Origin of the sequence: Spirosoma fluviale (assembly GCF_900230225.1) — a bacterium.
Taxonomy (GTDB): Bacteria; Bacteroidota; Bacteroidia; order Cytophagales; family Spirosomataceae; genus Spirosoma; species Spirosoma fluviale.
Genome location: NZ_OCNH01000001.1, coordinates 682,364 through 700,071, shown reverse-complemented (window position 1 = coordinate 700,071; position 17,708 = coordinate 682,364). Strand labels below are relative to the sequence as shown.

The 17,708-nt window shown below is 47.7% G+C and carries 17 protein-coding genes; 14 read left to right on the top strand and 3 right to left on the bottom strand.

Annotated features, from left to right (window positions below; all coding sequences use genetic code 11):
* Positions 1–71: 71 nt before the first annotated feature.
* From CRO74_RS02935 to CRO74_RS02925, 3 genes are all read left to right on the top strand, one after another.
* Complete coding sequence (locus CRO74_RS02935; protein WP_097124490.1) at positions 72–368, top strand: co-chaperone GroES; 297 nt, start codon at positions 72–74, stop codon at positions 366–368.
* Between the two features lie 76 nt (positions 369–444).
* On the top strand, positions 445–2,082 hold the full coding sequence (gene groL / locus CRO74_RS02930) for a chaperonin GroEL (RefSeq protein WP_097124489.1): 1,638 nt from the start codon (positions 445–447) through the stop codon (positions 2,080–2,082).
* A gap of 210 nt (positions 2,083–2,292) precedes the next feature.
* Positions 2,293–2,721, top strand: coding sequence for a DoxX family protein (locus CRO74_RS02925; protein WP_097125994.1), 429 nt, complete (start codon positions 2,293–2,295; stop codon positions 2,719–2,721).
* A 291-nt stretch (positions 2,722–3,012) separates the two neighbouring features.
* On the opposite strand, the gene CRO74_RS02920 is transcribed toward CRO74_RS02925, so the two are convergent.
* Positions 3,013–3,675 (bottom strand): ABC transporter ATP-binding protein, encoded by a 663-nt coding sequence (locus tag CRO74_RS02920; RefSeq protein ID WP_097124488.1) that lies wholly within the window; start codon positions 3,673–3,675, stop codon positions 3,013–3,015.
* 139 nt (positions 3,676–3,814) lie between these two features.
* Here CRO74_RS02920 and sucC point away from each other — a divergent pair, with 139 nt between their 5' ends.
* A complete protein-coding gene (gene sucC / locus CRO74_RS02915) occupies positions 3,815–5,032 on the top strand; it encodes an ADP-forming succinate--CoA ligase subunit beta (RefSeq protein WP_097124487.1) in 1,218 nt (405 codons plus the stop codon).
* A gap of 121 nt (positions 5,033–5,153) precedes the next feature.
* On the opposite strand, the gene CRO74_RS02910 is transcribed toward sucC, so the two are convergent.
* Complete coding sequence (locus tag CRO74_RS02910) at positions 5,154–5,975, bottom strand: M48 family metallopeptidase (protein ID WP_097124486.1); 822 nt, start codon at positions 5,973–5,975, stop codon at positions 5,154–5,156.
* 231 nt (positions 5,976–6,206) lie between these two features.
* Here CRO74_RS02910 and CRO74_RS02905 point away from each other — a divergent pair, with 231 nt between their 5' ends.
* The 10 genes from CRO74_RS02905 (at position 6,207) to CRO74_RS02860 (ending at position 14,734) form a co-directional block, all read left to right on the top strand.
* Positions 6,207–6,818 carry a fumarylacetoacetate hydrolase family protein gene (locus CRO74_RS02905; RefSeq protein ID WP_097124485.1) on the top strand — a complete coding sequence of 204 codons (612 nt, stop codon included), beginning with the start codon at positions 6,207–6,209 and terminating at the stop codon, positions 6,816–6,818.
* A 64-nt stretch (positions 6,819–6,882) separates the two neighbouring features.
* On the top strand, positions 6,883–8,943 hold the full coding sequence (locus CRO74_RS02900) for a M23 family metallopeptidase (RefSeq protein ID WP_097124484.1): 2,061 nt from the start codon (positions 6,883–6,885) through the stop codon (positions 8,941–8,943).
* 70 nt (positions 8,944–9,013) lie between these two features.
* Positions 9,014–9,463, top strand: a complete 450-nt coding sequence (gene bcp, locus CRO74_RS02895; RefSeq protein ID WP_097124483.1) for a thioredoxin-dependent thiol peroxidase — start codon at positions 9,014–9,016, stop codon at positions 9,461–9,463.
* A gap of 58 nt (positions 9,464–9,521) precedes the next feature.
* Complete coding sequence (locus CRO74_RS02890) at positions 9,522–10,379, top strand: transketolase (protein ID WP_097124482.1); 858 nt, start codon at positions 9,522–9,524, stop codon at positions 10,377–10,379.
* A 65-nt stretch (positions 10,380–10,444) separates the two neighbouring features.
* A complete protein-coding gene (locus CRO74_RS02885; protein ID WP_097124481.1) occupies positions 10,445–11,518 on the top strand; it encodes an AAA family ATPase in 1,074 nt (357 codons plus the stop codon).
* On the top strand, positions 11,512–12,087 hold the full coding sequence (locus tag CRO74_RS02880; RefSeq protein ID WP_097124480.1) for a DUF4276 family protein: 576 nt from the start codon (positions 11,512–11,514) through the stop codon (positions 12,085–12,087). Before CRO74_RS02885 ends, CRO74_RS02880 begins: the two co-directional genes overlap by 7 nt.
* 34 nt (positions 12,088–12,121) lie before the next feature.
* Positions 12,122–13,075, top strand: a complete 954-nt coding sequence (locus tag CRO74_RS02875; RefSeq protein ID WP_097124479.1) for a transketolase family protein — start codon at positions 12,122–12,124, stop codon at positions 13,073–13,075.
* 89 nt (positions 13,076–13,164) lie between these two features.
* On the top strand, positions 13,165–13,737 hold the full coding sequence (locus CRO74_RS02870) for an RNA polymerase sigma factor (RefSeq protein ID WP_097124478.1): 573 nt from the start codon (positions 13,165–13,167) through the stop codon (positions 13,735–13,737).
* Between the two features lie 69 nt (positions 13,738–13,806).
* Complete coding sequence (locus CRO74_RS02865; RefSeq protein WP_097124477.1) at positions 13,807–14,271, top strand: hypothetical protein; 465 nt, start codon at positions 13,807–13,809, stop codon at positions 14,269–14,271.
* Positions 14,272–14,281: 10 nt separating this feature from the next.
* The gene (locus tag CRO74_RS02860; protein ID WP_097124476.1) at positions 14,282–14,734 is read left to right on the top strand and encodes a hypothetical protein; all 453 of its coding nucleotides are present in this window, start codon (positions 14,282–14,284) and stop codon (positions 14,732–14,734) included.
* Between the two features lie 81 nt (positions 14,735–14,815).
* Here CRO74_RS02860 and CRO74_RS02855 read toward each other — a convergent pair whose 3' ends face one another.
* A complete protein-coding gene (locus tag CRO74_RS02855) occupies positions 14,816–17,620 on the bottom strand; it encodes a M14 family metallopeptidase (protein ID WP_097124475.1) in 2,805 nt (934 codons plus the stop codon).
* Between the last annotated feature and the right edge of the window lie 88 nt (positions 17,621–17,708).

The following is a 17,708-nucleotide window of genomic DNA, read 5'->3' as shown; positions in this document are numbered from 1 at the left end:
AATTGGCGGTCGAGAATCGTCGTGTAAGTTAAAAGACACAAACAGTTTAAAACCTTAATCAACTCATTATCATGGTAGCAGAAACGGAAAGCGTTAAAGTAAACGTGAAACCGCTGGCCGACCGGGTGCTGGTAGAAGCCGCACCGGCCGAAGAAAAAACTTCGTTTGGTATTATTATTCCAGACACGGCAAAAGAGAAACCCCAGCGTGGTACGGTCGTCGCCGTTGGTGCAGGCAAGAAAGATGAGCCGCTGACGGTTCAAGTGGGCGACACAGTTCTGTATGGCAAATACGCCGGTACAGAAATCACCGTTGAGGGCAAAGAGTACCTCATCATGCGTGAATCAGACATTTTCGCAATTCTGTAAGTAGAAGGACGGGCGCAGGTAACTGCACTAACCTATTTCTATTAATCCATCACTAATAATCCATTATTAACCAATCATGGCTAAGAAAATATTCTTTGATGTCGAAGCGCGTGAGCGTATCAAAAAGGGTGTCGATACCCTTGCCGACGCAGTTAAAGTTACCCTCGGACCAAAAGGCCGGAACGTTATCCTGGACAAAAAATTCGGCTCCCCCGTTATCACCAAAGATGGTGTGACGGTAGCTAAAGAAATTGAACTGAAGGACGCCATGGAAAACATGGGTGCTCAGTTGGTAAAAGAAGTTGCATCGAAAACCGCTGATTCGGCTGGTGACGGTACGACGACAGCTACCGTATTAGCCCAGGCGATCTACTCGATTGGCGCGAAAAACGTAGCGGCTGGTGCTAACCCAATGGATTTGAAGCGTGGTATCGAGAAAGCGGTTGTAGCCGTTGTCAAAAACCTTGCTGAGCAGGCTCAGACGATTGGTGACGATTTCGGTAAAATCGAGCAGGTAGCTACTATTTCGGCTAACCACGATGAAGAAATCGGTAAGATGATTGCCGAAGCCATGAAGAAAGTTGGCAAAGAAGGCGTTATCACGGTTGAAGAAGCGCGCGGTACCGAAACGGAAGTTAAGACCGTAGAAGGTATGCAGTTTGACCGCGGTTACCTGTCTCCTTACTTCGTGACCAACACCGAGAAAATGGAAGTTGAACTGGAGCGTCCGTTCATCCTGATTTCGGAAAAGAAAGTATCGTCGATGAAAGAGTTGCTGCCCGTTCTGGAGCAGGTTGCTCAAACCGGCCGTCCTTTGTTGATCATTGCTGAAGATGTTGACGGCGAAGCGTTAGCTACGCTGGTTGTTAACAAAATCCGTGGTGCCCTGAAAGTAGCTGCCGTTAAAGCTCCTGGCTTTGGCGACCGTCGGAAAGCTATGCTGGAAGACATCGCTATCCTAACGGGTGGTCAGGTTATCAGCGAAGAGCGTGGTTTCAAACTGGAGAACGCATCGATCGAATACCTGGGTCAGGCTGAAAAAATCCTGATCGACAAAGACAATACAACTATTGTCAATGGTGTTGGTGAGAAAGAAAATATCACGGGTCGGGTAAACCAGATCAAAGCTCAGATCGAGAACACGACATCGGACTACGACCGCGAGAAATTGCAGGAGCGTCTGGCCAAACTGTCGGGTGGTGTGGCTATCCTCTACATCGGTGCTGCTACCGAAGTAGAAATGAAAGAAAAGAAAGATCGCGTTGACGACGCCCTGCACGCAACCCGTGCCGCCGTTGAAGAAGGTATCGTAACTGGTGGCGGTATTGCGCTGATCCGCGCTATCTCCGCGCTGGACGGTATCACCACGATCAACGAAGACGAGAAAACCGGTGTTAACATCATCCGGGTAGCCCTCGAATCACCCCTGCGTACAATCGTTGCCAACGCCGGTGGCGAAGGTTCGGTTATCGTAAACAAAGTGAAAGATGGCCAAGGTGGCTTCGGTTACAACGCCAAGAACGATACATTCGAAGATCTGTTCGCAGCTGGTGTGATCGATCCGAAGAAAGTAACCCGTCTGGCTCTGGAAAACGCAGCGTCTATCGCCGGTCTGTTACTGACAACCGAGTGTGTGATTGCCGACGAGCCAGAAGAAGCTCCAGCTGGCGGTGGCCATGGTCATCCAGGCGGTGGCATGGGCGGCATGATGTAATCGTCTGAACCGCGATTTTCTTGATTTAAAAGATTTTCCTGATTATTACAGAAAAGGCCCCTGATCGAGAGATTGGGGGCTTTTTTGTATAATGGTACTGCACCGTAGAAATGTCATTACCCTTGTTCAGGCAGTTTAACATTCTGCTTATTGTAGCTTTGTTAATTGAAAATAGTACTATTGAATTTTACAGACAATAGCCCAGCATTCATGAAAAAACTCTTTTCAACAGAAGCTATTTTACAAGACGCAGGTCTGGCGTTTGTTCGGATCATCGTAGGGCTATTCCTACTATATCATGGGTGGGAAGTATTTGATGCTGCCAAGATGAAAGAGTATGCAGCTTGGGATGTTTTTAAGCAAGACTTATCTCCCTTGTTTATGGTCTATCTTGGAAAAGGGTCTGAGTTTGTGGCGGGGGTACTTCTGACAATCGGCCTGCTTACAAGGCTGGGATGCCTGATTGTTATTGGCACGATGCTTTACATCTCCCTTTTCGTAGGTCATGGAAGAATCTGGTATGAAGATCAGCATCCTTTTTTATTCGTGTTGCTGGCCTTGGTTTTCTTTTTTACAGGATCGGGTAAATGGAGTGTAGATGCTCTTGTTAATCGATTACATCAGCAGCGGAAGGCATGAGTGCTGTGTAAGATAAGGCCTAAAATCAGAGAAATTTTTTGGAACTATAGGCAAACAAAAAAGCCAAGCGAGACACTCTCTTGGCTTTCTGATTTACTCAACGTTATGAAAAACTTTTCTTTTCGACACAATAATAAAACAAAATTATCGAAAATTGATTCTTTTCCTTAAATATTTTTTAAGCAAAAATTAAACATGTTGAAAGTCAGACGATTACAAACGGATAAATACTTAATTATCCTAGACGAGATAAGTACATATACTCAAATCGCACTTTCTTCCTTCCACTAATTAAGTGAATAAAAGTCCATCACGAATCGTCACGGTTCGGTCGGCGAGGGCCGCCAGTGTTTCATTATGTGTTACAATTATGAATGTTTGGCCGAGCTCATCCCGTAGCCGGAAAAACAGCTGATGCAACTCTTCGGCATTGCGCGAGTCGAGATTACCACTCGGTTCGTCGGCAAATACAATGGCGGGTTCGTTTATCAAGGCGCGCGCTACGGCAGCCCGTTGCTGCTCCCCGCCCGATAGTTGTGATGGTAGATTTGTCAGACGACGTTCTAACCCGAGCGTTGTCAGCAGGGCTGTGGCTCGCTGCCGAACAGCCTGTTCGTCTTTACCGGCAATAAACCCTGGCAGGCATACATTTTCCAGCGCCGTAAATTCGGGCAGCAGGTTATTGAATTGAAAGACGAAGCCAATGCGCTCGTTTCTGAATTGAGCCAGCTGCCGGTCGTTCAGGGTGAATACATTTTGTCCGGCAATGTGCAATGTACCGGAATCGGGTCGATCGAGCGTACCAAGAATTTGCAGTAAAGTCGTTTTACCGGCCCCGGATGCCCCCACAATGGAAACCACCTCGCCCGGCTCGATGGTTAAATTAATCCCTTTGAGAACAGGAAGATCGCCGTAGTTTCGGCGTATATCGGTCGTTTGAAGAAGTGATTGCATTAAGAACGAAGAATGTAAATGAAGCCTACAGAATGACTGGTGAAAGGTAATTATTCTTCACTATTCACTCTTCATTCTTCATTTCATGTTAACTTGCCGCACAAAAATACGATTTCCAATCCTCCTTGTTGCAGTTGTCATGAATATACACGAGTATCAGGGCAAAGAAATTCTCAAAAAGTACGGTGTCCGCATTCAAGAGGGTATCGTTGCTGAGTCGCCCGAGAAAGCCGTTGAAGCCGCTAAACTCCTGATTGCCCAGTCTGGTCAGAAGTTTGTTGTGGTCAAATCTCAAATTCACGCTGGTGGGCGCGGAAAAGGCCAAATCGTTGGTTCAGAACAGCGTGGCGTGGCGTTAGCCAAATCGGTCGATGCCGTTCGCGACATAACGAAAAACCTCATTGGCAACATACTGGTTACCCACCAGACGGGTCCGGAAGGCAAGCGGGTCAATAAAGTTCTGATCGCCGAGGATGTCTATTATCCAGGTCCTTCGGAGCCGAAGGAAATGTATATCGGTATCCTCCTCGACCGTACAAAAGCCTGCAACGTCATTATGGCCAGCACCGAAGGTGGTATGGACATCGAAGAAGTAGCCGAACATTCACCCGAGAAAATTGTCAAAGAGTGGATTGATCCGGCCGTTGGTCTACAACCTTTCCAGGCACGTAAAGTAGCGTTTGGACTTGGTCTGGAAGGCGAAGCGTTTAAAGAGATGGTAAAATTTGTCACCGCTCTTTATAAAGCGTATGTCGATACAGATGCGTCGATGTTTGAGATTAACCCCGTGCTGAAAACGTCAGACAACAAAATTCTGGCCGTTGACGCAAAAGTGAACCTTGACGATAACGCCCTTTACCGTCACCTCGACCTGAAAGCCATGCGCGATCTGGCCGAAGAAGACCCTCTCGAAGTCGAAGCCTCAGCAAACGACCTGAACTATGTAAAACTCGACGGTAACGTGGGTTGCATGGTAAACGGTGCCGGTCTGGCCATGGCTACGATGGATATCATCAAACTGTCGGGTGGTGAACCCGCCAACTTCCTCGACGTTGGGGGTGGAGCAAATGCTAAAACGGTTGAAGCCGGTTTCCGGATCATTCTGAAAGACCCCAATGTGAAGGCCATCCTGATCAATATCTTTGGCGGTATTGTTCGTTGCGACCGCGTAGCTACGGGTGTTGTAGAAGCCTACAAAGCCATTGGTGATATTCCGGTCCCGATCATCGTTCGTCTGCAAGGTACAAACGCAGAAGAAGGTGCCAGAATCATTGATGAATCAGGTCTGAAAGTACAGTCGGCTGTGTTGCTGAAAGAAGCGGCTGAGAAAGTACGTCAGGTAATAGCTGCGTTGTAATTAATGTCTGGGCCAAGCTCCAGCTTGGCCTATTCCTGTCATCTTGAAGGCCAAGCCGGCTAATTGCCCAGACATAAAAAAAGCCGAAACTCACGTTTCGGCTTTTTTTATGTCTGGGCAATTAGCCCTTCTTATAGTACTTCATAGCCTCGGGCAACAATTTCTGTAGATCGGCAATACGACGCTCATCGGAGGGGTGCGTTGAGAGAAACTCGGGTGGTTTATTACCGCCACCTGCTTTTGCCATACGCCCCCAGAAATTGATGGCCTCCTGAGGGTTATAACCGGCCATAGCCATAAATATCAGACCTAATTGGTCAGCTTCTGACTCTTGCTTACGGCTATGTGGTAGTTCGCGCAAGACCTGATAGCCTGCAGGCAGGGCTGCGCCAACGGCCTGAAGCAAAATAGAATTAATCTGATTGCTGCTACCCTGAGCAGCAGTACCGGTTACAAGTTGACCTCCCTGAATTAGTCCACTAGCCAGCAACCCTTCACTCATGCGTTCGTTACCATGCTCGGCAATAGCGTGCGAAATCTCATGCCCCATAACAGCGGCAGCACCGGCTTCGTTTTGCGTATAGGGAAGGATACCTGTATAAAAAGCGACCTTGCCCCCGGGCATACACCAGGCGTTGACCTGTGGACTTTGAATGAGGTTGAACTCCCACTGGAACCCTTGCAGTCGATTTCCGTAATTGTTGGCGTTTAAATATTGCTCCATAGCCTGGCGCAACCGATTGCCAACCCGCTTGATCATCTCTGCATCGTTTGTCCCCTGAACAACCCGACTAGTATCTAAAACGCCCTTGTAGTTTGTAAAACTAAGTGGCAGCAACTGATCATTTGGCACTAATTTCAACTGGCTCCGGCCTGTTATCGGTACTTTCTGACAGCCAGCGACCAGCGCGATTGATAACAGGGCAATTACTACTTTCTTCATCTGTGTGTGTTTTTAATTGGTAGGGTATTCTGACGTAATATGACGATCAAAGTACCAGAAATGTTCAAAATTTTCAGCACCCGTGCGATTACGCTCTCTTTAGTCCTTAGATTTGTAGCATTTGTATAAGTTTAATAGAGGTATATCAATCCACCGCTATACCATAGACTGTCTGTACCCTGGATAGTCATAAGTTGATCACAAATTCGGGTTGCCGCCCGCCCTACTTCTATGAAAATTATTTGCGTTGGCCGTAATTACGCTGAACACATCAAGGAACTCAACAACGAACAGCCCGAAGATCCCGTCATTTTCATGAAGCCCGAAACGGCTATTCCCTTAAAACACGAGCCCTTCTTTTATCCGGACTTTTCCAGCGATGTTCATTACGAAGTTGAAATTCTGGTAAAAATCAATCGGGTAGGTAAGAACATCGATCAGAAGTTCGCCCATAAATATTACGATGAAATTGGTATTGGGGTGGACTTTACCGCTCGTGACCTACAGAGTAAGCTGAAAGCGAAAGGCCTGCCCTGGGAACTGGCAAAGGGTTTTAACGGCTCCGCTCCCATTTCAGGCTTTATCCCCAAATCTGACTTCCCGGATTTACAGAACCTAAATTTTCGTCTGGATGTCAACGGAGAGACCCGGCAGCAGGGCAATACCAGCCTGATGCTGTTCAACATCGATTACCTGATCTCCTTTGTATCCCGGTACTTCCTGTTACAACAGGGCGATATATTATTTACGGGAACCCCCAAAGGCGTTGGCCCCGTAAACGTTGGCGACCAATTGACCGCCTTCATCGAAGACAAGCCAATGCTGACATTTGACGTAAAATGAGTGTTATAAAGAGGTCGCCTTAGGTGTAGACCCAATAACGCTTACGTTTTCAATTACCTAGCTTTTGAGAAAATTACTAATCTATCCGTTGGCCCTAGCCAGCTTGTTGTGTTCCGGTATAACTCTTGGACAGACAAGCCCAAAACCAACGCCAGTAAATCAGACAGGCTACATCCAACCCGGTACGATTGAGGCTGGTTATTTTCTTTTCCCTATTCAGCCAGGTGGAGCTAATTCGCTGTCGGGTGGTATGGGCGATTTGCGGCCTAACCACTTTCATGCCGGTCTGGATATACGTACCGGCGGGCGGGAGGGCCTGGATGTCCATGCAGCAGCAGACGGGTACGTATCCCGCATCGCCGTTTTTACGGGTGGTTATGGAAACGTTGTTTTTATCAAACACCCCAACGGCTTAACCACTGTTTACGGGCATCTAAAAACCCTGAAAGATACGTTGGGCACGTACCTTCGGGAACAGCAATACCAGAAAAAAACTTTTGAGATCGACCTTCGGTTTCAACCGAGCCAGTTTCCGGTTAAAAAAGGAGATGTCATTGCCGCATCGGGTAATACAGGAGGTTCGGGCGGGCCGCACCTCCACTTTGAGATTCGCGACGCCAAAGACAATCTCATCAATCCGCTTCTTTACGATTTTTCTGAGATTCAGGACAACGTACCACCGTATTTTGAACGGGTAGCGCTGAAAACCATGACGGCTAGCTCTCGTATAAACGGCGAATATCAACGAGTTAGTTATGCCCCTACCCGCCTGTCTGATGGCTCCTACACCATTACCAAGCCGATAACAGCCTCCGGATTGATTGGCATGGAAGTTCTGGCCTACGATAAAACCAGTGGTTCACCGTATCGGAATGGCATCAGCTGCCTGGAAATTCGGCTCGATGGGCGGGAGGTATTTGCGTATAACATGAACAGTTTCCCGAATGAGCAAACAAGGTTCATGAATATACATGAAAACTACGAGGTAGAACAAACGACCGGGCAACGGTATCACCGGGCGTATGTTGCGGATGGCAACAGTCTGAATCTATACAAACTGCAAAGCAACGCAGCTTACCGTGGGCGATTGCCTTTACTGGATGGGCAGCCTCATGAAGTAACCCTGATTCTTTACGACGCCTACGACCACTCGGCAAAACTAACGTTTACCCTGTTACCCGAAGTAGCGTCAACCCCTACCCGACTGGACTCTATTGCTCTTCAACCGGCGAGCTACTCGTCAGAATCAACGGATGAAGAAACGGCCGCTACCGTTACAACCGATGAAAACGTACTTAAAATAACGGTTAAGAATACTCCCCTCAGCAATGCGCCGATAGCTAAACTTATTACGGGTCGTACTGTAACGGAGCAACCAGTTAGTTACGTGCGTAACAACCAAGCCGTTTATCTTATAGATTTGCGCTACAATCTACCTGATTCCGTTCAGTTTGGCAGGGGTGTAATTCGAACAAACTTCAAAAAACGCGTTATACCCGGCCGTTCGGAGGTGGTTACAGATGGGAACACCCGACTTGAATTTAAGCCAGCCACGTTATTCGATACCTTACACTTGGCCATACGTCAATTGCCGTGGGGGGGTATCGAAATCAACCAGTCGACTATTCCACTTAATGAGTACCTGACGGTTCAGTATACACCCAATTACCCGATTGCCATCGACACCATGCGTACTAAAGCCTACTGGGTGAGTGGTGGCCGGGAAAGCTTCCTGGGCGGGAACTGGACAAAAGGGAAGATTGAATTTAAAACTCGTACACTGGGGCGGTTTCAGCTGATGACCGATGCGACTCCTCCAACGGTCGAGATTCTGTCGGCAACACCGAAGGGCATTACGGCCAAAATCAGAGATGACCTGTCGGGTGTTGCGGAGTTTAGAGCGTTGGTTAATGGAGAATGGGTGTTGATGCAGTACGATTACAAACGCGCGCTGCTATGGTCGGACAAGCTGGACCCTAATGAACCGTTTGAGGACGGTGCCGAAGTATTGGTACAGGTTAAAGATCGCTCCGGCAACATTGGCTCCGATAGCACAACGATTGAGGTTCCTCGGCCCGTAGTTCGCAAAAAAGCGATTCCGAAAAAAGGGCGTAAGAAACGATAAACTCTAAACCTGTAAGCCAGGTCACCAAAGCGGCTTCTAAAACCTTATAGATTTGCAATCGAAAACCACCATGAGCTTAACCATTGGCGACCCTGCCCCCGATTTTACGAGTACAGATCAGAACGGACAGCCCGTGAACCTCTCTGATTATCGGGGTAAGAAGGTAATTCTGTACTTTTATCCGAAAGACAATACACCGGGCTGTACGGCTCAGGCATGTAGCCTCCGCGACAACTATGCCGATTTACGGGCTGCTGGCTACGAGATACTGGGGGTAAGTGTTGATGACCAGAAATCGCATCAGAAATTTATCAATAAATTCGAGTTGCCTTTTACGCTCATTGCCGATACAGACACGAAAGTGGCTGAAGCCTACGACGTTTGGAAAGAAAAATCTATGTACGGCCGAACCTACATGGGAATAGTCCGAACGACATTTTTAATTGACGAGAAGGGTATTATCACGAATATTCTTCATAAGATAGATACCAAAAACCACGCAGATCAAATTTTAAAGTAACGCGGACAAAAGTCCGTCATTGTTGATTAAAAAAGCGGGAACCCACCCGCATTATTCCATGGAAATCGAACAACTCAAAAGCACGGCGGTAGCCGTCCGACGCGACATCCTCCGCATGGTTGCGGCTGTAAACTCTGGCCACCCCGGCGGCTCATTAGGCTGCACTGATTTTTTGGTTGCCTTATATTTTGATGTAATGAACCTGAAGCGTGATGCCGATGGTACCCCTGTTTTCGATATGGATGGTCGGGATGAAGATCTTTTCTTCCTTTCTAACGGTCACATTTCGCCGGTTTTTTACTCAGTTCTGGCGCGGGCGGGTTATTTCCCGGTTAGCGAACTGGCTACGTTCCGTAAGCTCGACAGCCGGTTGCAGGGTCACCCTACCACAGCTGAGCATCTACCCGGCATTCGTATTGCCTCAGGTTCGTTAGGACAAGGTTTATCGGTAGCCAGTGGGGCCGCTTATTCCAAGAAGCTCAACGGCGACAAAAGCCAAGTTTATGTTCTGATGGGCGATGGCGAGCAGCAGGAAGGCCAAATTTGGGAAGCGGCTCAGTTTGCACCCAACAAAAAACTGGGCAACCTGACGGCCATCATCGACCTTAACCATGCTCAAATTGACGGTACTACCGACAATGTGAACAGCAACCGCGATCTGGCCGCCAAATACCGTGCTTTCGGCTGGTTTGTCGACGAGATGGAAGGCAACGATATCGAAGATGTTATCCGGACGCTGAAAAAAGCACAGGAAAATCCTGAAGTCCCAACCATGATCCTGATGCACACCGAAATGGGCTTTGGCGTAGAGTACATGGTAGGTAACTACAAATGGCACGGCACCGCCCCCAATTCAGAACAATTAACCCAAGCCCTGAACGGACTACCGCTGTCAATTGGTGTAACGGATTATTAAAAGGCGAAAACAGGCTCCGGCTGTTTTACTAAAATAAACAGCCGGAGCCTGTTTTCGCCCTCGCTATGAAAATCAAACGCCTGATCATCGAAAATTTCAAGTCCATTGAACAGATCGAGCTCATTGAGCCGAATCCGTTCACGGTCTTTGTTGGCCCTAACGGGTCGGGCAAATCGAATATTTTCGAGGCTTTGGAGTTTATAAATTATTCCAGAACAGTAGATGATGGTTTACTGCTTAATGACATATTCGGGGGAATAGATAATTTCATTAATAGAAAAGCTACCACTGATAGGTTGTATTTTTCCTTCGAATGCAAGTTCGAAACATTTGATAGCAGCTACAAAAGGTTTTTCAATGCAGAAACAAACCGCAATCCGGATGTAGGAGGACAAGGTTTCGGTGCTAAAATTTATAATGATGGCCAACTTGTTGGAGAAAAGCACGCAGATTCTTCCTCACATAACTATCATTCTTTTTCGTCTGATAATCCTTTAGCGCTTGCAGATTTTAATTTATTCTTTAAAAAATTCTCCAGACTATTCGTCGGGAAGAATCAGTACCAAAAAATAAACGGCACCAGTGATGCCCGCCTTTCACTGTCGGCCTTAAATCTTGAAAAGGTACTGGGTAGACTGTTAAACGATTCGGCTATAACCAGTGAATTCAATGAATGGCTTAGCTTATTTATTCCAAGCTTTGACAAAGTAGAAATTGTAAGGAATAAATTAACGGGTGAAGATACTTTGTTGTACTATGACCAATTTTACGACCGTCCTTTTTCCCGTGAGCTAATCTCCGATGGCACGTTCAACATTCTCGCTCTTTTGACCGCAGTTTATCAAAGTGAGGAGCCCCAATTCTTATGCATTGAGGAGCCTGAGAACGGTTTGCATCCCCAAGTATTAATGACCTTAGTTGACTTTTTCCGTAAACAGTGTGAAGAAAAGGGGCATTATATTTGGCTTAATACGCATTCGGAATCACTGGTTCGTTGTCTGACAACCGAAGAAATCGTTTTGGTGAATAAGCGAGAAGGAGCCACTCAAATCAGGCAAATTAAGGATCGAAACCTGTACGACATGCCAACCGATGAAGCTTGGCTTACCGGAGCTTTAGGAGGTGGCTTACCGTGGTAAAGGTTGGGTTTATTGTGGAAGGTGCCTGTGAAAAGATTATTCTGAAAGCAACTGAGTTCAAAGCGTATCTACAGTCGAAAGGAATTGAACAAGTAGGCGATGTCATTGATATGGATGGCAAAGGCAATTTGAAATCCAGCAGCCAACGTATGATTACGCAGGTGCAATTATTGCGTGACTCAGGTGCAGTCTATGTTGTTATTTTACGTGATATGGACAATGCCAAATCGTTTTCGGCCGTAAAAAACGAAGTTTATCAGGCTGAGGATACAGAAGTTTGTATCGCTGTTCAAGAATTGGAAGCCTGGTTTCTAGCCGATTCTAATACGCTGTCAACTTTATTTCAAACAAGTTTTACCTGTGATTTACCAGAGACAATTATTAACCCATTTGAACTATTAGTTGCCCTGCGCAAACAGTATACAGGCAGGGGAATAGGTGATAAAAAGGTATTTGCCAGAACAATGCTAGTCAATGGCTTCACTATCGAAAATGCCGCCAAGCACCCAAATTGCCCCAGTGCCAGTTATTTTTTAACCAAATTGCAAACTCTCGCTTCGGCGAACTAACACAGACGCAAAGTATTGCGTCTCTACATAGACCATGAAAAAATACGAATACACAGAGAAAAAAGATACGCGTTCGGGATTCGGCGCGGGTATTGCTGAGTTGGGCCGCTCAAACCCCAACGTTATTGCGCTAACAGCCGACCTGGCCGGTTCACTGAAACTAGATACGTTCATTAAAGAAAACCCCGAACGCTTCGTTCAGTGCGGTATTGCCGAAGCCAACATGATTGGTGTATCGGCAGGCCTTACCATTGGTGGCCACATCCCCTTCGCTACTACCTTCGCCAATTTCGCTACCGGTCGGGTGTATGACCAGATCCGGCAGTCTGTGGCGTATTCGAACAAGAACGTTAAAATATGCGCATCCCACGCAGGCTTGACTCTGGGCGAAGACGGAGCGACACACCAGATTCTGGAGGATTTGGGCATGATGAAGATGCTTCCCAACATGACCGTTATCAATCCCTGCGATTATAACCAGACTAAAGCGGCTACCCTTGCCATTGCTGAATACGTTGGCCCGGTTTATCTGCGCTTCGGGCGGCCAGTGATTCCGGTCTTTACCCCAGCCGATCAAAAGTTCGAAATTGGCAAAGCCTGGACTGTAAATGAAGGCAAAGATGTCTCTATCTTCTGCACGGGTCACCTCGTTTGGGAAGCCATCAAAGCTGGTGAAATCCTGGCCGAAGAAGGGATTGAAGCTGACATTATCAACATTCACACGATTAAACCGTTAGATGAAGAGGCTATTTTGGCTTCGGTCAAGAAAACGGGTTGTGCGGTATCAGCCGAAGAGCACATGATAAATGGTGGATTAGGAGACAGTGTAGCGCAGGTTCTGGCCCGCTACTACCCCGCTCCACTGGAGTACGTTGGCGTCCACGACACCTTCGGCGAAAGCGCAACACCCGACCAATTGATGCAAAAATATGGACTCACCGCCGACAAAATTGTTGAGCAGGTGAAGAAAGTAATAGCAAGAAAATAGTAGAGACGCAATACCTTGCGTCTTCTTCGCGTCAGCAAAGACCATCCGGTCAGCAGAGACGCAAGGTATTGCGTCTCTACATAGAACGAATGACTGACGAAGAGATCCTCGTTAAATACCGCGACCCGTCGAGCCGGAACTACGCCTTTAATCTGCTGGTACGCAAGTATCAGCAGAAAATCTATTGGCACATCCGCAAAATGGTTATCGACCACGACGATGCCGATGATTTGGTGCAGGAAACGTTTATAAAAGTCTGGAACAGCCTGGAACAGTTTCGGGGTGATAGTCAGTTATATACCTGGGTATACCGTATTGCGACCAACGAATGCCTTAACTTCCTCAACAAAAAACGCCGACGGTTTTTCCTACCCATTGGTGACGTAGAGGGCGAGTTGATGGAAAAACTGGAAAGCAACTCCGCCTATGTTACATCGGGCAGCGAGCCAAGCGGTGAGGAGGTCCAAATGAAGCTTCAGAAGGCCCTACTAAAACTTCCCGATAAACAGCGGCTCGTATTTAACATGAAGTACTTTGATGACATGAAGTACGAGGAGATTGCGGAAATCACGGGAACATCCGTTGGAGCGCTAAAAGCATCGTACCACCTGGCCGTTAAAAAAATTGAGGATTTTATAACGAAAACGGATACCGTTGATTAAACCACCGCCGTTGGGCAGTGTCCAATACCTGAACTGAGAAAGAATTGTGTAATACACACACCACTTACCATGAACGAGGATAGAAACTTTAGGCTCGACGAACTACCACCTGAACACCCGATGCGGCAACTTCCGTTTGCGGCACCGGATGGTTATTTCGATACGCTGCCCGCTCGGGTACAGGCGCGTGTCCAACATAAAGCTAAACCAGCCTTCAGCATTAGCTGGTCCTGGCAACGCACAACAGCATCGCTGGTGGGTGCCAGTCTGATTGCGCTGCTCGTTTGGCAAACAATACCACAGCGGCAGGAGTCTTTACCTAATGAAGCACTGGCCGGCGTGAGTGATGAAGTCATTAGTGCTTACCTTGATGAGCAGGGCATCAATGCAGATGAACTGGCCGATAGCCAGCAACTTCACTCATCGCTCGGAACCGACACCACGGCGATTCAGTATCTGAACGTACTACCCACCGACATTCAGCAGCATATTAAGGACGAGTATTTGTCAGACAATCCGACTATTGGCTCCTGATTTATTTAGCATGGTTAACTTTACCGCGATGAAACACGCATGGATTGGCTGGATGATTGCCCTGACGCTAACGACTCAACTTGTCTACGCGCAAAACGATCTCAACGGACGCCAGAAAATTGAATCGGCAAAGATTGGATTAATTACCAATCGCCTTAACCTGACTACTGATCAGGCTCCCCAGTTTTGGGCTGTTTATAATGAATACAACGCTAAAAAGCAGGAATTAAACCGGCGAATTCGGCAGTTAAACAACGAACCGTCGCGCAGTAACGTGAATGATAACCAATTGGTCGACGGGCTGCGGGAAGTTAACGCTACTAAACAAAAACTGGCCGACCTTGATCAGGAATACATGAGTCGTTTTCTGAAAGTAATTAGCCCGGCTCAGCTAAAAGAATTATATAATACAGAACAAATGTTCAATAAAATGCTTTTGAACAAGCTTAATAACTCAAATTAAGCTTTAACACCAGCCGCCCAAAAGGAAAGCCTGACCGATACTTGGTCAGGCTTTCCTTTTATGTCACAAATTCAAACATATTTAAGGCATCTTCACTGCATAAAGCTGATTGAAGAGCAACTTAAACGTTCCCTGCGCCTGTGCGCGGAAGGTAATTTCCGGCCCGAAGGCAAGCAGTTTCCCAGAACCGACAGGTGCCATAAACGCGGCAACGCCATCCTGTAAATACGATTGCCCCCACGCCCAGCCGCTACGTAAAGGCTTTGCAGTCGAGAACCAGGCCAGTGGTTTTACTTCGCCTTTAGCGATGGCATCGGGCGCTATTTTAAATACCGGACTGGCATCGAAATAAACATCCGTTTTTGAGGGCATACCCCACGTAGCCTGCTGCGTAGAATCCAGATCGATTTGCAGAATGCTGCCTGGAATATAGTATTTCTCAGCCGCAAGGGGTCGCTCCTGTCCGCTGGTGGTCATCTCGACCAGCGCATTTTTCACGGGTAACCCAAGGTGATAAGCCAGGTTCGTACTGGAGCCAATAGTGATCACGTTGCCGCCTGCTTCCATAAACTTCTTTAGCTGCGGGATCGACTTATCGGGGGTGATTTTTCCTAACCAGGGGCGGTATTCACTTGGCAGCTCTTCCGCTTTGGGCTCTCTGCCACCGCCATACTCGCCTTCGCCCCGACCACCTGCGGCATTTCCCATTGCAGGAATGGCGCGAGTAACGAAGACAATCACATCATATTTTTTCTTCAGATCACCGGCATCGATGTCCTGGGCATAAATCAACTGCATCGGGAAGTGATACTGTTCCATCAACCAGCGTACCCAACCAGAGGGCATTGACCCACCGTAGGTATCCCACAAAGCAATACGCATCGGCGCAACCTTAATCATCGACGCCGTTGGTTTTTTGGCCAGGCCCATTACGTCAAGTCCCAGATCATTGACTGACTTATCCAGAAGCGACTTCGCTTTGGCAGAGGCTGGCACAAAGAACGACCCGGCTTCAACACCCGATTTATCACCGGTTCCATTTGGTAGCCGGTAGACCTCAACACCCGATTTAAGCAGGTCATTGACAGCGATAAACGAATTATTGGCCCGCGCTCCCAGCACGTAGCCTGCCACGGCAGAACCATCGACATGACCTTTGGGCGATTGAAGTTCGCCATAGGGTAGTTTTTTGAATGGTCCATCAAAGCCATTCAGCACCCGGTCAAACTGAACACCCATCTGGAAAGCCAGTGTCCAGCCAGCCGCATCGTAAGGACGCACCGGCGGACCGCCCGGATACTGAAAATCGTTGGGGTGATCCTGTGGTTCAAACATATCAATTACGTGCGGCCGGAACGCCTGATCGGTCTTAACGATGTAGGAGCCCGCCGGATACTTTTTGCCTGCCACCGAAAAATCAGCCGTAGCTACCTGGATTTGAATGCCCGTTTTAATCAGAGCATTCACAAATTTCACCGCCGTTGGAAAATCAGGCTGGTTGGCCGTGATAATAAATCCACGCGGGTCACGCAGCACCGGAGCTTTCATGATTGTATCGTAGTATTTAATAGGCATACCGGAAGCGCCACGGGGTAACAAACCATATTGATCCGTTGCGGCAGCACCGCTACCAGGAGCTTTCTTCTGATCGGCCTGATAAGCCTGTGTGATGGCATCAATCCGCTTGGGCGACAAGGTCCAGTAATCTTTACTGCCCCGCTCGATGGAGTTCATGCCCATACGGTAGATGTTATACAGCAACTCGTCGGCATGGCGGGCAGCATAGTTCAGCGTCGCGTAGTTCAGCGATACGGAATAATCAATCGACTGCTTGAAGTGCCATTTCTGCGGAGTAACCGGGAACGGCGTATTCCCATTCGGAATCAGGCGACTAGGTACGAGTGGAACATCTTCGGGGGTTGGGTTACCAATAATTTCGGTTAGCAAGCCAATCATATTGTGAAAGTGCGTGGTTGTACGCAGGCCACCATTGTACCAGGTCGAGAAAACAGAACCGCCAAGACGGGTAAAACCTGGCTTGTTCTCAGCATTCAGCCGGTTAATCATGGCCGCACCCAACGCATCGATACCGGTGATCATTAATGGATCGAACACGTAGTTGAACGGATCACGATAAGGAGGTCCGGCCAAAACCGAACCAGCCGGGCCGCGCTGGTGGTGGTTGTACATGATCTGCGGCATCCATTCCACGAATAACTGACGACCGATATTCTGGGATTCCTTCATGTTCATGATGAAGAAATCGCGGTTGTTATCGTGCCCCACGTATTTCTGATATAGGCGGGGTAAATTGTCCAGCGTCCGCTTTTCGGGCGTTGGGTTGCGCATGTACCAGTTCGATACGATCTCCTGGCCGTCCGGATTGGCGTGGGTCATCAGAATCACGACATTATCAAGAATTTTGAGCGTTTCAGGATCTTTACGACTCACCAGTTGATAAGCCGTTTCGATCAGTTGGTGCGTACCTACCGTCTCAGTAGCGTGCAACCCGCCGTCAATCCAGACGATAGCTTTCCCTTCGGCAGAAAGCGCACGAGCCTGTTCTTCGCTAATACCCTCGGCGCGGGCAAGCCTTTGCGAAATGCTCTTGTAGGTATCAAGTTTCTTCAGGTTTTCGGGCGAAGAAACAATCATCATAAACTGATGGCGTCCTTCTTCCGTCAGGCCGATGTCTGTCAGTTTGGTTCGATCCGATGCTGCCAGCTTTTTAAAATAGGCTTCGGTTTGCGTGTAAGTGGCCAGATGATAGTCATCACCAATGTTAAAGCCAAAATGTTCTTTGGGAGTTGGAATTGTCTGCGCCTGAACCGCTAAAACGCCCAGCGACAGGACAAGCATAAACGAAAGAAGAATTTTTTGAATCATAGGGATAACGAGTCAGGTTGTCAATGGAACAAGCTACAAATTAGGGACTTTTCAGCACAGGTAATCATCTCCGCTGCCAAATCATTGA